Here is a 14,984-nt window from a genome sequence, read left to right as displayed (position 1 = left end):
TGGCGGCCACACCCCAAGCACTGCAGGCACATCGCAATCGCGTGCCCGCGGAGCGACGGCGGAATTTCGGTGTGTACGTCATCGCCGTCACTGTGGCCGCCGCTGTCATCACTCTGCGTGACCTTATCGAGCTGCCGGGTGTGCTCGAACATGTCACCCTCGGCTTCTGGCTGCTGGCCGGGCTCGCCGTGGCGGGCGACGCGCTGCCGGTCACGCTGCCGGGCCGGTGGAACACATCGGCCATCTACCCGTCGATCTGTTTCACGTTCGCCATAATGATCGACTCCGGGCTCGGCGCCGCGGTGGTGGTGCAAGGGCTCGCGGTGGCAGTGGCGTCGCTGCGGCTACGGCACGCGCTGTGGCGGGCCGTGTTCAACCTCGGTCAGTACGCGCTGGCCTTCGGGTTCGCGTACGCGGTGCTGCAGCTGCTCAGCGGCGACGCCCCGCCGGGGCTGCTCGCGCTGGCCGTCTCGGCGGCCACCTGGTTCACGGTGAAGTACCTGACCACAGCGACCGCGATCTGGCTGCGCGACGGCGGCGCACTGCTGCCGATCATCATGGGCCCGCTGGCCAACGAGGCGCTGAGCACCGGCGCGCTGCTCATGCTGGGCCCGGTCATCGCCGCGCAGACCGAGGTCGCCCCCGCACTGGTGCTGGCGCTGATCCTGCCGCTGCTGGCGGTGCGGAGGTTGTCCATCATCACCGCCGAGCAGCGGCACCTGGCCAACATCGACACCCTGACCGGGCTGGCCAACCGCAAGGCGCTGATCGGCGAGGTGTCCGCAGCGGTGGCCGGCCACGCCCAGCGCGCCGTGCAGGGCGACCCGCGCAGCCGCTTCGGCCTGCTGCTGCTGGACCTGGACCGGTTCAAGCACGTCAACGACTCCCTCGGGCACGAGGTGGGGGACCGGCTGCTGATCGCGGTCGGCGACCGGCTGGACCGGCTGGTGCGCCCCGGTGACCTGGTCGCGCGGCTGGGCGGGGACGAGTTCGCCGTCGTGGCGAAGCGCCTCGACAGCCCCGAGCAGGCACGCGAGCTGGCCGAGCAGATCGAGCAGGCACTGTCGGCCCCGGTCGTGCTGGACGGGCTGCCGCTGGACGTCGGCGCCTCCATCGGCATCGCCGTCTACCCCGACCACGGGACCAACTTCGCCACCCTGCTGCGCCACGCCGACGTCGCCATGTACAACGCCAAGCACGACGGCGACGCCGTCGCCGTCTACAACCCCGACGCCGACCAGAACTCCCCGCAGCGGCTGAGCCTGCTCGCCGACCTGCGCACCATGCTCGGCCAGCCGGACCGGGGCGGGCTGCGGCTGTTCTACCAGCCCCAGGTGGAGATCACGACCGGTGAGGTGGTCGCCGTCGAGGCGCTGCTGCGCTGGCAGCACCCGACCCGCGGCCCGGTCAGCCCCGACGAGTTGATCCGGGTGGCCGAGCCGAGTTCGGTGATGCGGCTGCTGACGCGGTGGGTGATCGAGGAGGCGGTGACCCAGCTCGCCAAGTGGTCCGCGGCGGGCCTGCAGGTGCGCATGGCGGTCAACGTCAGCGTGCGCGACCTGCACACCGGCGCGATCGTCGAGCAGATCGAGGAACTGCTGCAGCGCTACGGCGTGGAGCCGTACCGGCTGCAGCTGGAGATCACCGAGAGCGCGCTGATGGCCGACCCGCACCGGGTGCTGGCCACGCTGACCAGGCTCCAGCTGCTCGGTGTCGGCATCGCCCTGGACGACTTCGGCACCGGCTACTCATCGCTGCAGCACCTGCGCCGGCTGCCGCTGTCCGAGGTGAAGATCGACCGTTCGTTCGTGATGGCCATGGCCGACGACCCGGACGACCTGGTGATCGTGCGGTCCATCATCGAGCTGGCCGGGGCGCTCGGGCTGCGCGTGGTCGCCGAGGGCGTCGAGGACGAGCGGGCCTGGCGGCTGTTGCAGTCCGCGGGATGCGAGGTCGCCCAAGGGTGGTTCTACGCCCGCCCCCTGCCGCCGGACGAGCTGGCGGACTGGCTCGCCCGCACCACCCTGCCCGCCCGTAGCGCCTGAGCAGCACCGCGCCGCCATCTTCTGGCCGCGCTCCGTAAGGTGCGCGCTGACTCTGTGTGAGCGCGTCGGCAGGCAGCCCGCAGTTTGCCGCTACATCTTTTTTGATGTGGCCACCTCAAAAAAGATGTAGCCGAACGGCGAGGGGCCGTCTCCCGGAGCCCTCCCGGCGGGCGAGCGAGGTTCGCTGGGCCAGGGGCGCTGCGAAACGCGCCACCGGTGACAAATAGACTCGCTACGGGCGCGGAGCGTGTGCCACCCTTCGCGCTGTCCGAGTTCGCCGCTACGTCTAGGGGGCAGTCATGGCCGCCATCTCCCGCGAAGAGGTCGCGCATCTCGCGCGCCTGTCGCGGCTCGCCGTCACCGAACAGGAGCTGGACCGCTTCGCCGGTCAGCTGGACGTGATCCTGCAGTCGGTGGCGCGGGTCGGTGAGGTCGCCGCGGACGACATCCCGCCGACGTCGCACTCGGTGCCGCTGGTCAACGTGCTGCGCGAGGACGTCGTCGTGCCCGGCCTGACCCGCGAGGAGGCGCTGTCCGGCGCCCCGGACTCCGCCGAGGACCGTTTCCGCGTGCCGCAGATCCTCGCGGATGAGGAGTGACCCCCATGAGTGACCTGATCAAGCTGACCGCGGCCGAGCTGGGCGCGAAGATCGCCGCCGGGGACGTGTCCGCGGAGGAGGCGACCCGGGCCCACCTGGACCGCATCGCCGAGGTCGACGGCCGCGTGCACGCGTTCCTGCACGTCGACAACGAGGGCGCGGTCGAGGCCGCGCGGGCCGTCGACGCCAAGCGCGCCGCGGGCGAGAAGCTCGGTCCGCTGGCCGGCGTGCCGATCGCGATCAAGGACGTCATCGCGACCAAGGGCATCCCCACCACCGCCGCCTCGAAGATCCTCGAAGGCTGGCGGCCGCCGTACGACGCGACGGTGATGACCCGCATCCGCGAGGCGGGCATGGTCATGCTCGGCAAGACCAACATGGACGAGTTCGCGATGGGCTCCTCCACCGAGTACTCGGCCTACGGCCCGACGTACAACCCGTGGGACCTGACCCGCATCCCGGGCGGCTCCGGCGGCGGCTCGGCGGCGGCGGTCGCCGGTTACGAGGCCCCGCTGGCCATCGGCACCGACACCGGCGGCTCGATCCGCCAGCCCGGCGCGGTCACCGGCACCGTCGGCGCGAAGCCGACCTACGGCGGCACCTCGCGCTACGGCCTGATCGCTTTCTCCTCGTCGCTGGACACGCCCGGCCCGGTCGCGCGCACCGTGCTGGACACCGCGCTGCTGCACGAGGTGATCGCCGGGCACGACCCGCGCGACTCCACCTCGATCCCGCTGCCGGTGCCGGACGTCGTGGCGGCCGCCCGCCAGGGCGCGACCGGTGACCTCACCGGCGTGCGGGTCGGCCTGGTCAAGGAGTTCTCCGGCGAGGGCGCGGAGCCCGGCGTGATGGCCGTGTTCCGCGACACCGTGGAGGCGCTGACCAAGCTGGGTGCCGAGGTCGTCGAGGTGTCCTGCCCGCACTTCCAGTACGCGCTGCCGGCGTACTACCTGATCGCGCCCAGCGAGTGCTCGTCGAACCTGGCCCGCTTCGACGCGGTGCGCTTCGGCCTGCGCGTCGGCGACGACGGCCGCAACTCGCTGGAGGACGTCATGTCGCTGACCCGCGAGGCGGGCTTCGGCGACGAGGTCAAGCGCCGCATCATCATCGGCACGTACGCGCTGTCGTCGGGTTACTACGACGCCTACTACGGCCAGGCGCAGAAGGTGCGCACGCTGATCACGCGCGACTTCACGTCCGCGTTCGAGAAGGTCGACGTGCTGGTCTCGCCGACCACGCCGTTCACCGCGTTCGAGCTGGGCGCGCGTACCGCCGACCCGTACCAGATGTACCTGGCGGACCTGTACACCATCCCGACGAACCTGTACGGCGGCCCCGGCATCTCGGTGCCGGCCGGCCTGTCCGACGGGCTGCCGGTGGGTCTGCAGGTCATGGCCCCGACCATGGCCGACGACCGGATGTACCGGATCGCCGCCGCGGTCGAGTCGACGGTGGGCACCTTCACCCCGCCCGCTCTCTGAGTGCCGACACGAAAGCGGCGTCCCCGGGCGGGGACGCCGCTTTCTCGTTGCCTGAGGAGTTCAGCAGCAGGCGGGGGTCAGGAGGCGGCCCCCTTCAGCCGGGGGTAGAGCAGGCCCGCGAGCACCGCGCCGAGCGCGCCGGAGACCGCGAACACCCAGATGTCGGACCAGTCCGACGCGCCGCCCGCGAGGGTCAGCGCCAGTTCCGGGCCGACGGTGCGGGCGAAGTTGAGCGAGGCGCTGGTGACCGCCGCGATCGCGAGGGTGCCACCGGCGTACGCCAGGCCGAGGCTGATGCCGGAGCGCTCGCCGTCGCCGACCGCGAACATCACGCAGGCGATGACGAAGACCGCCAGCGCCTCGGCGACGATCGCCGCGATCAGGCCCTTGCCGGAGCTCGCCGCCTCGGACAGGCGGTTCGCACCGAGCCCGGCGGCGACGCCGTTCTCGCCGTAGCAGAGCCACATCAGCAGGCCACCGACGAAGCCGCCGACCAGCTGCGCGGCGATGATCAGCGCGCCGCCGACCCAGTCCACGCTGCCGCGGACCGCAGCGGCGAGGGTGAGCCAGGGGTTGAAGTGGCCGCCGAAGATCCACGCGGCGGCGGCCGCGGCGATCATGAGGCCGACCGCGCCCGCGAGCAGCGGGCCGCCGCCGACAAGCAGGGCGCCCACGCCGAAGAAGACCAGTACTGCGGTGCCGAGCGCCTCGGCGGTGAGGCGGGACAGCGTTGCGGAACCCATCATGCACCTCCCTGTGCATCGATGAGGGGAAGAACGTGACGCGCTCACCGCCAGGCCCGGAAGTTGGCGTGTCCCGTTCTCAGGGTGCATTCAGGATCGGGGCGGCGGTGACCAGCGCACAGCGACGAATGAATGAATACGGGATCACCTGAACGGTTCATGTTGTGATGTACGCCACTCCTCTTGTCATGATCGATGTATGGAGGGGCGGATAACCCGGTGTGAGCGGGGCCGGGCGGGCTACTAGGCTGGTGGTTGTTTTGTCCGGCGGCGTCTAGCACGCCCACGCCAAGCCTGGAGCGAGCAGATGAGCACCACCGTGCTGCCCACCTACGACGACGTCGTCTCCCGCTACGAGCCGGTCATCGGCCTGGAGACCCACGTCGAGCTGGGCACCGTCACCAAGATGTTCTGCGGCTGCCCGACCGACTTCGGCGGCGAGCCGAACACCCAGGTGTGCCCCGTCTGCCTGGGCCTGCCCGGCAGCCTCCCGGTGGCCAACCGCGCCGCGATCGAGGCGACCATCCGCATCGGGCTCGCGCTGAACTGCTCCATCGCGACCTGGTGCCGCTTCGCGCGCAAGAACTACTTCTACCCGGACATGCCGAAGAACTTCCAGATCAGCCAGTACGACGAGCCCCTGTGCACCGACGGCTACCTCGACGTGGAGGTCGACGGCGAGCTGGTGCGCATCGGCATCGAGCGGGTGCACCTGGAGGAGGACACCGGCAAGACGCTGCACGTCGGCGGCGCGACCGGGCGCATCCACGGCGCGACCGAGTCGCTGGTCGACTACAACCGGGCTGGCATCCCACTCGTCGAGATCGTCACCAAGCCGGTGCCGGGCCTCGGCGCACGCGCCCCCGAGATCGCCAAGGCGTACGTCGCCGAGCTGCGCGACATGATCCGCACGCTGGGCGTCTCCGACGTGCGCATGGAGCAGGGCTCGATGCGCTGCGACGTGAACACCTCGCTGAACCTGCCCGGCGCGGAGTGGGGCACCCGCACCGAGACCAAGAACGTCAACTCGCTGCGCAGCGTCGAGCGCGCGGTGCGCTCGGAGATGCTGCGCCAGGCGTCCGTGCTGGACGCGGGCGGCACCATCACGCAGGAGACCCGGCACTTCCACGAGGACACCGGCGACACCACGTCGGGCCGGTCCAAGGAGACCGCGACCGACTACCGCTACTTCCCCGAGCCCGACCTGGTGCCGCTCGCGCCCGAGCCCGCCTGGGTGGAGCAGCTCAAGGCCGCGCTGCCGGAGCTGCCGCGGCAGCACCGGGCCCGCCTGAAGACCGAGTGGAACCTGTCCGACCTGGACATGCAGTCCATCCTCAACGCGGGCGCGGTCGAGCTGATCGAGCGCACCGTCGCCGCCGGCGCGTCGCCGGAGGCAGCCCGCAAGTGGTGGCTGGGCGAGCTGTCGCGGCGCGCCAACGCCGAGGGCGTCGAGCTGGAGGCCGTCGGCGCGACGCCCGCGCAGGTGGCTCAGCTGCAGACGCTGGTCGCCTCGGGCAAGCTCACCGACAAGCTGGCCCGCCAGGTGCTGGAGGGCGTGCTGGCCGGCGAGGGCGACCCGGAGCAGATCATGGCCGCCCGGGGCCTGGAGGTCGTCTCCGACACCGGCGCGCTGACCGCCGCCATCGACGAGGCCATCGCCGCCAACCCCGACGTCGCCGAGAAGATCCGCGGCGGCAACCAGGCCGCCGCGGGCGTGCTCATCGGCGCCGTCATGAAGACCACCAAGGGCCAGGCCGACGCCAAGACGGTCCGCGAACTCGTCCTCGCCCGCCTCACGAGCTGAGACGATTCGCGGGGCCGCTGACCGCCGCACCCGCTTTTCTGTAGACGTTGGCCTATCTCATCGAAAATCAGTGACCCGGATTCGATGAGATAGGCCAACGTCTGTTTCCGGCGCGGGGCGCGGGCGGTGGCGCGGGCCGGGACGGGTTCGGGCGGGTCAGCGGGTGCGGGACGGAGTGGGGCGGGGCGAGGTGCCGGGGGCGGCCGCCTGGCCCGGTGGGGTGTCGTCGACGACGTGGCGCGACAGGGCCACCTCCGCCAGACCGGTGCCGCCGACGGTGATGTCGTCGTACGCCATCAGCGTGCGGTTGTCGTCGAAGTAGAGCACCGACATCGCCAGCGGCGTGGGCGTCTCGCCCTCCAGCCCGCGCAGCCCGGCCCCGCCGCTGGAGCCCTGCACCATCAGCATGGTCTGGTCGTCGCCGAGCTTGCTGATCTCCCGGTGGTGCCGGTGCCCGGCCAGCACCAGCGGCGTGTACCCGGCCAGCGGCCCCGCCGACAGCGGATCGTGCACCAGCGCCAGGTCCACGACCTCGTCGCGCTGCTTGGCGATGGTGTCGGCGAGCTTGTCCCCGGCGTCCAGCACCCGCTCGACGGTCTGCTTCGAGTCGCCGGAGCCCGCCGGCTCCATGCCCTTGTCCGGGGTGAAGCGCGGGTCGCCGATCCCGGCGATGCTCAACCCGGCGACGCTCACCACCTTGTTGTCCAGCACGATCGCGTTGGGCTGGGCGGCGACCGCGGCCTGCGTCACGGCGGAGTCGTGGTTGCCGCGCACGAAGACGTACGGCACCTTCAGCAGCGAGATCGACGCCACGAACGCCTTCTCCGGCTCGCTGCCCCAGTCGGTGATGTCGCCGGTGTCGACGACGACGTCGATGTGGAAGTTGTCCACCACGGTCCGGATCACGCCCCACGCGGCCGGGTTCAGGTGCAGGTCGGAGACGTGCAGCACGCGCAGCGTGTTGTCCTCGGGGGAGTACACCGGCAGGTTCTGCACCGTGGCGTAGAGGCTGCCGACGTTGCTCACCAGCTTCTGCAGCTGCTCGGCGTACTCGTCGTACCGGTCGGCGATGCGCTGCGCGTTGCCGAGCACCGACGGCGCGTTGGCCAGCAGGCCCTCGTACCGCGGCTCGCGCAGCGCACCCGGGTTGAACGTGCCGAACGCCGACCCGAACGCCGCCGCCATGACGGCCAGCGCGAGCCCGCCGGCCCACGCGACCCGGCGCATCCGCCGGTACACGAGCGCGGACAGCAGCATCGCGCCGAGCACCGCGACCGCGGTGGCGCGCAGCACCAGCCGGGTGACCCCGGCGCGCACGTCGTCGACGGCGGTGCGGCTGGCCGCGGTGATGCCCGCCGGGTCGGTGATCAGCGCCTCGGTGCGGGCACGGTCGAGCGCGTCCAGGCGCACCATCAGCCGGGCGGGACCGTCGTGGCTGTCCAGTTGCAGGGAACCCAGCGGCGGCAGGACGACCTCGGTGTCGCCGTACCACGACGGGGTGACCGCCATCGTGGAGCGGAACGGGCCCACGTCGACGCTGGTGCCCGCGGCCAGGTAGAGGCCGAGCGCCAACCCGGTCAGCGACACGGCCAGCAGCCCGAGCCCGGACCCGAGCCGCCGCCACGGCACCCGGCCGAACGCGTCCATCACCCGCACGGCACGCCCGCGCGGGGGCTCGCCGCCTGACCGGTCTGCCCCGCTGCGGCTCAGCGGCCGTGCCCACCGCGGCAACCGAGTCATCGCCCCATCATGCCCCGGCTGTCACGCGGGAGCGAGCGTGACGGCAAGAATTCGATCATCGGATTCGACGGGTTCACCGCGGCCGTCGTGGTTGCTGGTGAGCACCCATACCGAACCGTCGGGGGCGGTGTGCGCGTCGCGCAGGCGGCCGTACTCGCCGACGAGCGCCGCCGCCGGAGCCGCCCGCAGGGTGCCGTCGGCCCGCACCGGCACCAGCCACAGGCGCTCGCCGCGCAGGCACGCCGCGACCAGGACGTCCCCGGCCATCGCCGCGCCCGAGCACGACGCCTCGTCGGTCGGCCACGCCACGACCGGGTCGGCGTACCGGCCGTCGCCGGTCGCGCCCTCGACCTCGGGCCACCCGTAGTTCTTCCCCGGCTCGATGCGGTTGATCTCGTCCCAGGTGTTCTGCCCGAACTCGGTCGCCCACAGGTGGCCGCCCGAGTCCCAGGCGATGCCCTGCACGTTGCGGTGCCCGTAGGACCAGACCAGCGTGCCGTACGGATTGCCGGGCGCGGGCTCGCCGTCGGGCGTCATCCGCAGGATCTTCCCGCCGAGGCTATTCAGGTCCTGCGAGTTGCCCCTGGTCGCGGCGTCGCCGGTGGTCGCGTAGAGGAAGCCGTCCGGCCCGAACGCCAGCCGCCCGCCGTTGTGGATGCCGGAGATGGGGATGCCGGTGACGATCGGCTCCGGCCGCCCGCCGAGCTTCCAGCGCGCGATGCGGTTGTCGTCGTCCGCCGTGTAGTACAGGAACACCGTCTTGTCCTGCGCGTACCGCGGCGACACCGCGATGCCGAGCAGGCCGCCCTCACCGCCGGAGTCCGCTTCGCTGATCATCCCGACCTCGGTGACGGTGAGCCGGCCGCCTGAGGAGCCGGGCCCGACCCGCACGACGCGCCGGGAGTCGCGCTCGGTCACCAGCGCGCCGCCGTCGGGCAGGAACGCCACGCCCCACGGCGCGCGCAGGCCGGTGGCCAGGGTCTTCACCTCCGCCGTACGCGGGCTGAAGGTGGCCGCCGCCGACGACTGCGTCGACGGGACCGGCGGGGCCTGCGAGGCGATCGTGTCGGGCTGCTCGCCGCACCCGGCGGTGAAGGCGAGCGCTGCCGCCGCCGCGATGATCCCGTTCCGTGCCCGGCGCGAAGACATGCGATTCAGCCTAGCTCCGTGGTCCGTGCTCAACTACTGCCTCGTTTCTCTCAACCTGCGCCCGCACAGCCGCGTCGGGATGGGCGACGGAAGGAGGAGCCGTATGGCGGAGGAGGGGTTCCGCGAGTTCGTGCAGCTGCGCTACGGCGAGCTGTTACGGACCGCATACCTGCTCACCGGCTCGACCCACGCCGCCGAGGATCTCGTGCAGTCGGCGCTGCTCAAGGCGTACCGGCGCTGGGACCAGGTGGACGAGCCCATGGCGTACCTGCGCCGGGCGCTGGTCAACCAGCGCACCAGCGTGTGGCGCCGGATCGGCTCCCGGGAACTGCTCACCGGCGTGCTGCCGGAACGGGGTCGGGCAGACGGGAGCGCCGCGCACGCGGAACGGGACGAGCTGCTCGCGGCACTGGCGAAACTGCCGGTGCGCATGCGCGCCGTGCTGGTGCTGCGCTACTGGGAGGACATGTCCGAAGCGGACACCGCCGAACTGATGGGCTGCTCGGTGGGGTCGGTGAAGTCGCAGGCCAGCCGTGGGCTGGCGAGGTTGCGGGAGGTGCTGCGCCCGGAGCCCCGGCGCGCGGGTGACGTGGCGGAGGTGATCGCGTGAGCGAGCGTGATCTGATCGAGGCGCTGGCCCGGCTGGCCGAGCCGGTGGTGCCGGCCGAGGATCCGTACGGCCGGCTGATGCGCCGCCGCCGCAGCGGCCGGCGGCGGAAGGCGGTCGGCGGGCTGGGGGCGGTCGTGACGGCCCTGCTCGCGGGGATCGTGCTGGGCCCGCTGGGACCGGCGATGACCGCGGACCCGCCGCCGGGCTTCGTCGACCCGTCCGCGTCGCCCATCGGGGAGCATTACCGCAGCGAGCCGATCACGCCCTGGATACGCAAACTGATCGAGTCCCCGACCCGGGGCAGCCTCGCGGCCGACCTGGCGTTCATCGGCGACCTGGCCGCGCGGTTGCGGCAACGCGACGTCACCGTGGTGCCCGACGGCACCGTGAAGATCCTCTTCGCGGGGGACCTCGGGACCGCCCGTCTCGTCGTCGCCGCCCGCTACGACACCGGTCAGCAGGTCGGCATCGCCCTGTTCGACGAGCGCGGGGCGAGCCCGGAGCAGCTGGCCAACGCCGGGACCGGGCAGCGTGACAACGGCTCGATGATGTCGGTGTACCCGCTGAGTCCATATGTCGGCGTCTCGTTCGCCAACACCGCCGTCGCGTGGGGGGCCGAGGTTGATCTCGCACTGGTTCCAGCCGGTTGCCGGATCGCCGTCGCGCCGATCACGGGTCCGCGGACCTGGCGCGACGAACCGGGGGGCGACGTCGCGATCGACTTCGCTCCGACGCGGCTGCACCGGGTCACCTGCGACGGCAAGGTGCGGCATCTGGGCCTGGCCGGGTCCGGCGGTCTCGGCAGGTACAACGTGCGAACGCTGAGCGAAGAGGAGGTGACCGCGGCGGTGTCCGCGGCCCGCGGCGACGTCGATCCGGACAAGGCCGCGCGCCAGCTCCGTGTAGAGGGCAGCGGGAGCGGGCTGATCGGGCCGCCCCGGTTGTTGTACATGGGGCGGCTGCCCGGCGCGTCGGCGGACGAGCCCGGCTTCAGCCTGTTCGTGGCCCCGCAGGTGGGTGGCATCTGGCGCGTCGAGCAGGTGACCGAGGAGGCCGGCTTCGGCTTCCGGACCGACGCCGACCTGGGGCGGGCGGATGCGGTGATCGTGGCGGATCCGCAGCGGTTCCAGCCGACGGCGGGCGAACGCCGGGTGCTGGTGATCGCGCCGCGAGAGGCGGCGGAAGTGCAGGTGCTGGCTGCCGGCGGCCGGGTCACCAGCGCCTTCGCGCTCGTCGATGGGATCGGCACCGTCCCCTATTCCGGGAAAGGGGAAGTGCGTCTGCGGGCGGTCGATGCGGCCGGTGCGGTCGTGGGCACCGGGACAGGCCCGTTGCGTGCGTACGACGGGTCGCTGGAGCAGGAATTGATCACGTGGGACTGACGGCCTGACCCTCGGGGCGCCTTCCGGCAGGTCGGAAGGCGCCCTTCACCCGTACCGGCGGGGCCGATAGCGTGGGCTCGTGCGGATGTGGATCGCCCATGAGGCCGGACGTGAACTGATGGGCCCGCTGCCGGCGGGCGTCGAGGTGGCGGTGCTGCCGCGCCCGGACGCGCCCCTGCCGGGCGACCCGGCCGAGGTCGAGTTCTGGGTGCCGCCGTTCCTGAGCAGCGGCGACGTGGTCGGGCTGGCCGACCGGATGAGCGGCCTGAAGGTGGTGCAGTTGATCACCGCCGGGGCCGACGCCTGGGTCGGGCGGCTGCGCGAGGGCATCACGCTGTGCGACGCGCGCGGCGTGCACGACTCGCACACCGCCGAATGGGTGGTCACGGCGATCCTGGCCTCGCTGCGCCGATTCGACCACTTCGCGCGGGCGCAGGCCGCGCACCGCTGGGCGTACGCCGAGGTCACGCCGACCGACGAGCTGGGCGGCAAGCGGGTGCTGATCGTGGGCGCGGGCTCCATCGGCGCGGCGGTCGCGGCGCGGCTGGCCCCGTTCGAGGTGGACCTGGCCTACGTGGCCCGCACCGCCCGCGACGGCGTGCACGGCGTCGACGAGCTGCCCCGGCTGCTGCCGGAGGCCGACGTGGTGGTGCTGCTGGTGCCGCTGACCCCGCAGACCCGAGGCCTGGTCGACGCGTCGTTCCTGTCCGCGATGGCCGACGGCGCGCTGCTGGTCAACGCGGCCCGCGGCCCGGTCGCCGACACCGCGGCGCTGACCAAGGAGCTGGCGTCCGGCCGCATCAGCGCCGCACTCGACGTCACCGACCCCGAGCCGCTGCCCGCCGGCCACCCCTTGTGGGACCTCCCGAACGTCCTGATCACCCCACACGTGGCCGGCTCGGTCCGCGGCCTGCTACCCCGCGCGTACCGCCTGGTCGGCGAGCAGCTCCGCCGCTACACCGCCGGCGCCCCCCTCGACAACCAGGTCCACGACGGCTACTGACCCGCCACCCCACCCACGCCCCGCCCCGGCGGGCTCCCGCTCGTGCCTGCAGTTTCATGGAAACTGCAGCTATCGGCGGCCGTGAAGGTGCAGCTTCCTGGAAAGTGCAGTCGACCTTGCCGACGCGCCTGGGGCGAAACGGCGGGCGCGCGGCGGGAGCCGTCAGGCCGCCGTGAGGGGCTGGCCGGCGGCGGAGACGAGTTTGGGCAGGTCGGCGGGGCGGACGGCGGTGAGGGTGAGGGCGCTGCCGTCGGTGAGGACGGCGACGACCCGCTTCGGGCCCTGCGCGCGCAGCTCGGCGATCTGCGGCCAGAGCACGACCCGGGCGCCCAGCAGCGCTCGGACGCGCAGCCCGCGCTCGTTGACGTCGGTGCCGGCCTGCCAGGCCCAGATCATGACCGCGGCGGGCACGAGCAGCACCAGCCACCAGAACCCGCCCTGCGCGGCGATGGGGAAACCACCGAGCAGGGTGATCAGAGCGGCGACGCTGATGGCGGCGGGGAGGCGGAAGCGGGTCACGCCACGATTGTTCCACGTAGTGTGTTGTGTCGGACGTCACGGGCATACTGACCTGCGAGGCCGCGCGCCCATGGTGCGCCGTCGCGGCCGGTGAACGTGAACCTCAGACGCGGTGAACCGGAGAAAAGAGGTCAACGATGACCGTTCTGCTGCTCATAGGCACGGCGAAGGGCCTGTTCCTGGCCCGCCGGGACCGGGTCGGGGACGCCTGGCAGCTGTCCGTCCCGCAGTTCCCGATGACCGGGGTGTACGCCGTCGGCGTCGACACCCGCCGCGCCACGCCCCGCCTGCTGGCGGCGGTCGACAGCTCGCACTTCGGCCCGAGCGTGGCGACGAGCGACGACCTGGGCGCCTGCTGGCGCGAGCCGGACCACGCCCCGCTGGCGTTCCCGCAGGACACCGACACGGCGCTGGGCCGGGTGTGGGCGCTGCAGCCGGGTCCGGCCGCCGAGCCGGACGTGGTCTGGGCGGGCACGCAGCCGTCCGCGCTGTTCCGCTCGACCAACGGCGGCCTGACGTACGAGCTGGTCCGCAGCCTCTGGAACCACCCGCACCGCACCGAGTGGGGCGAGGGCTTCGGCGGCCAGGCCATCCACACGGTGCTGCCGCATCCGACCGACCCGTCGCGGGTGCTGGTCGCGATGTCGACCGGCGGCGTCTACCGGACCACCGACGGTGGTGAGACGTGGCACCCGTCCAACAGCGGCATCAAGGTCACGTTCATGCCCGACCCGTTCCCGGAGTTCGGCCAGTGCGTGCACAAGGTCGCCCGGGACGGCGAGGACCCCGAGCGGCTCTACCTGCAGAACCACCACGGGGTGTACCGCTCCGACGACGACGGCCAGACCTGGTCCTCGATCGCGGACAGCCTGCCCAGCGACTTCGGCTTCGCGATGGTCGCCCACCCGCGCCGCGGCGGCACCGCCTGGAACTTCCCGATCACCGCCGACGCGCTGCGCTTCCCGGTCGAGAACAAGTGCCGCGTCTTCCGCACCACCGACGCGGGCAAGACCTGGACCCCGCAGTCGTACGGGCTGCCCACCGCCCCGTTCTACCCGTCCGTGCTGCGCGACGCGATGTGCGTGGACGACAACGACCCGGTCGGCGTCTACTTCGGCAGCCGCACCGGCGAGGTGTTCGCCAGCGCCGACGAGGGCGACAGCTGGGCATTGGTCGCGGCGCACCTGCCCGACGTGCTGTGCGTGCGGGCGGTCCGGATCTGATGGTCACGGTGCTGGTGCCGGGCGCGCTGCGGACCGAGGTCGGCGGCGAGTCCAAGCTTGAGGTGCGGGCGGACGGCACGCTGCGCGCGGTGTTGGACGAGGTCGATCAGCGCTGGCCCCGGCTGGGCCGGCGCATCCGCGACGAGCGGGGCGAGCTGCGCCGCTACGTCAACGTGTACGTGGACGGAGAGGACTGCAGGGTGTTGTCAGGTCAGGAAACGCCGGTCAGCGGCAGCGGTGAGGTGCAGGTGCTGCCGAGCGTCGCGGGCGGCAGTGTCGAGCAGGAGGCTCCCGCGCTCGACGGCGACGGCATCCTCGCGGACAACTTCGCCCCGTGGGTGCGGGAGCTGGGCCTGACCGTGCAGGAGACCGGCCCCGACTGGGCCACCCTGCGGCTGCCCTGGTCGGACCGGCTGGCCCGGGAGGGCGGGGCGATGAGCGGCCAGGCCCTGATGGCGGCCGCGGACACGGCGACGGTCATCGCGGTGAGCGCGGCCCGGGGCGGGTTCGTGCCGATGACCACGGTGCAGCTGTCGACCACGTTCCAGCGGCCGGTGCTCGGCAGCGACGTGCTGGTCACGGCGCGGCTGACGAAGCTGGGCCGGACCATGGCGTTCGCCGACATCACGATGACCGCCAAGGGCGCGATCGTCGCCCACGCCACCACGGTGTACGCCCTGCTCTGA

At 72.4% G+C, this 14,984-nt stretch carries 13 protein-coding genes; 9 read left to right on the top strand and 4 right to left on the bottom strand.

The window, feature by feature from the left end:
* Positions 1-71: 71 nt before the first annotated feature.
* From AB0B66_RS00710 to gatA, 3 genes are all read left to right on the top strand, one after another.
* Positions 72-2,045 carry an EAL domain-containing protein gene (locus tag AB0B66_RS00710; RefSeq protein ID WP_360520692.1) on the top strand — a complete coding sequence of 658 codons (1,974 nt, stop codon included), beginning with the start codon at positions 72-74 and terminating at the stop codon, positions 2,043-2,045.
* 299 nt (positions 2,046-2,344) lie between these two features.
* Entirely contained in the window at positions 2,345-2,644 is a 300-nt protein-coding gene (gene gatC, locus AB0B66_RS00705; RefSeq protein ID WP_203693597.1) for an Asp-tRNA(Asn)/Glu-tRNA(Gln) amidotransferase subunit GatC, read from the top strand.
* Positions 2,645-2,649: 5 nt separating this feature from the next.
* Complete coding sequence (gatA, locus tag AB0B66_RS00700) at positions 2,650-4,125, top strand: Asp-tRNA(Asn)/Glu-tRNA(Gln) amidotransferase subunit GatA (RefSeq protein WP_360520688.1); 1,476 nt, start codon at positions 2,650-2,652, stop codon at positions 4,123-4,125.
* A gap of 77 nt (positions 4,126-4,202) precedes the next feature.
* Here the strand turns inward: gatA and AB0B66_RS00695 are convergent, their stop codons facing one another.
* Complete coding sequence (locus tag AB0B66_RS00695; protein WP_360520685.1) at positions 4,203-4,868, bottom strand: aquaporin; 666 nt, start codon at positions 4,866-4,868, stop codon at positions 4,203-4,205.
* A gap of 307 nt (positions 4,869-5,175) precedes the next feature.
* Here AB0B66_RS00695 and gatB point away from each other — a divergent pair, with 307 nt between their 5' ends.
* Entirely contained in the window at positions 5,176-6,672 is a 1,497-nt protein-coding gene (gene gatB, locus AB0B66_RS00690) for an Asp-tRNA(Asn)/Glu-tRNA(Gln) amidotransferase subunit GatB (protein WP_360520682.1), read from the top strand.
* Between the two features lie 156 nt (positions 6,673-6,828).
* Here gatB and AB0B66_RS00685 read toward each other — a convergent pair whose 3' ends face one another.
* Entirely contained in the window at positions 6,829-8,319 is a 1,491-nt protein-coding gene (locus AB0B66_RS00685; RefSeq protein WP_360521708.1) for a metallophosphoesterase, read from the bottom strand.
* A gap of 114 nt (positions 8,320-8,433) precedes the next feature.
* A complete protein-coding gene (locus AB0B66_RS00680; protein ID WP_360520679.1) occupies positions 8,434-9,561 on the bottom strand; it encodes a PQQ-dependent sugar dehydrogenase in 1,128 nt (375 codons plus the stop codon).
* A 103-nt stretch (positions 9,562-9,664) separates the two neighbouring features.
* Here AB0B66_RS00680 and AB0B66_RS00675 point away from each other — a divergent pair, with 103 nt between their 5' ends.
* From AB0B66_RS00675 to AB0B66_RS00665, 3 genes are all read left to right on the top strand, one after another.
* Positions 9,665-10,171 carry a SigE family RNA polymerase sigma factor gene (locus AB0B66_RS00675; RefSeq protein WP_360520676.1) on the top strand — a complete coding sequence of 169 codons (507 nt, stop codon included), beginning with the start codon at positions 9,665-9,667 and terminating at the stop codon, positions 10,169-10,171.
* Positions 10,168-11,553 carry a hypothetical protein gene (locus AB0B66_RS00670; RefSeq protein WP_360520673.1) on the top strand — a complete coding sequence of 462 codons (1,386 nt, stop codon included), beginning with the start codon at positions 10,168-10,170 and terminating at the stop codon, positions 11,551-11,553. The genes AB0B66_RS00675 and AB0B66_RS00670 overlap by 4 nt, the downstream gene beginning before the upstream one ends.
* 79 nt (positions 11,554-11,632) lie before the next feature.
* Positions 11,633-12,556, top strand: a complete 924-nt coding sequence (locus tag AB0B66_RS00665) for a 2-hydroxyacid dehydrogenase (protein ID WP_360520670.1) — start codon at positions 11,633-11,635, stop codon at positions 12,554-12,556.
* Between the two features lie 162 nt (positions 12,557-12,718).
* Here the strand turns inward: AB0B66_RS00665 and AB0B66_RS00660 are convergent, their stop codons facing one another.
* A complete protein-coding gene (locus tag AB0B66_RS00660) occupies positions 12,719-13,075 on the bottom strand; it encodes a PH domain-containing protein (protein WP_360520667.1) in 357 nt (118 codons plus the stop codon).
* A gap of 137 nt (positions 13,076-13,212) precedes the next feature.
* Between AB0B66_RS00660 and AB0B66_RS00655 the strand changes: the two genes are divergently transcribed.
* Together AB0B66_RS00655 and AB0B66_RS00650 are read left to right on the top strand one after the other, a co-directional pair.
* Positions 13,213-14,298: an exo-alpha-sialidase gene (locus AB0B66_RS00655; RefSeq protein WP_360520664.1), complete on the top strand. Its 1,086-nt coding sequence runs from the start codon at positions 13,213-13,215 to the stop codon at positions 14,296-14,298.
* Positions 14,298-14,984 (top strand): MoaD/ThiS family protein, encoded by a 687-nt coding sequence (locus tag AB0B66_RS00650; RefSeq protein ID WP_360520661.1) that lies wholly within the window; start codon positions 14,298-14,300, stop codon positions 14,982-14,984. The genes AB0B66_RS00655 and AB0B66_RS00650 overlap by 1 nt, the downstream gene beginning before the upstream one ends.

This window comes from Catellatospora sp. NPDC049111 (genome assembly GCF_040648615.1).
Taxonomy (GTDB): domain Bacteria; phylum Actinomycetota; class Actinomycetes; order Mycobacteriales; family Micromonosporaceae; genus Catellatospora; species Catellatospora aurea.
The sequence above is the reverse complement of the archived record's forward strand: the minus strand, read 5'-3'. Positions and strand labels throughout refer to the sequence as shown.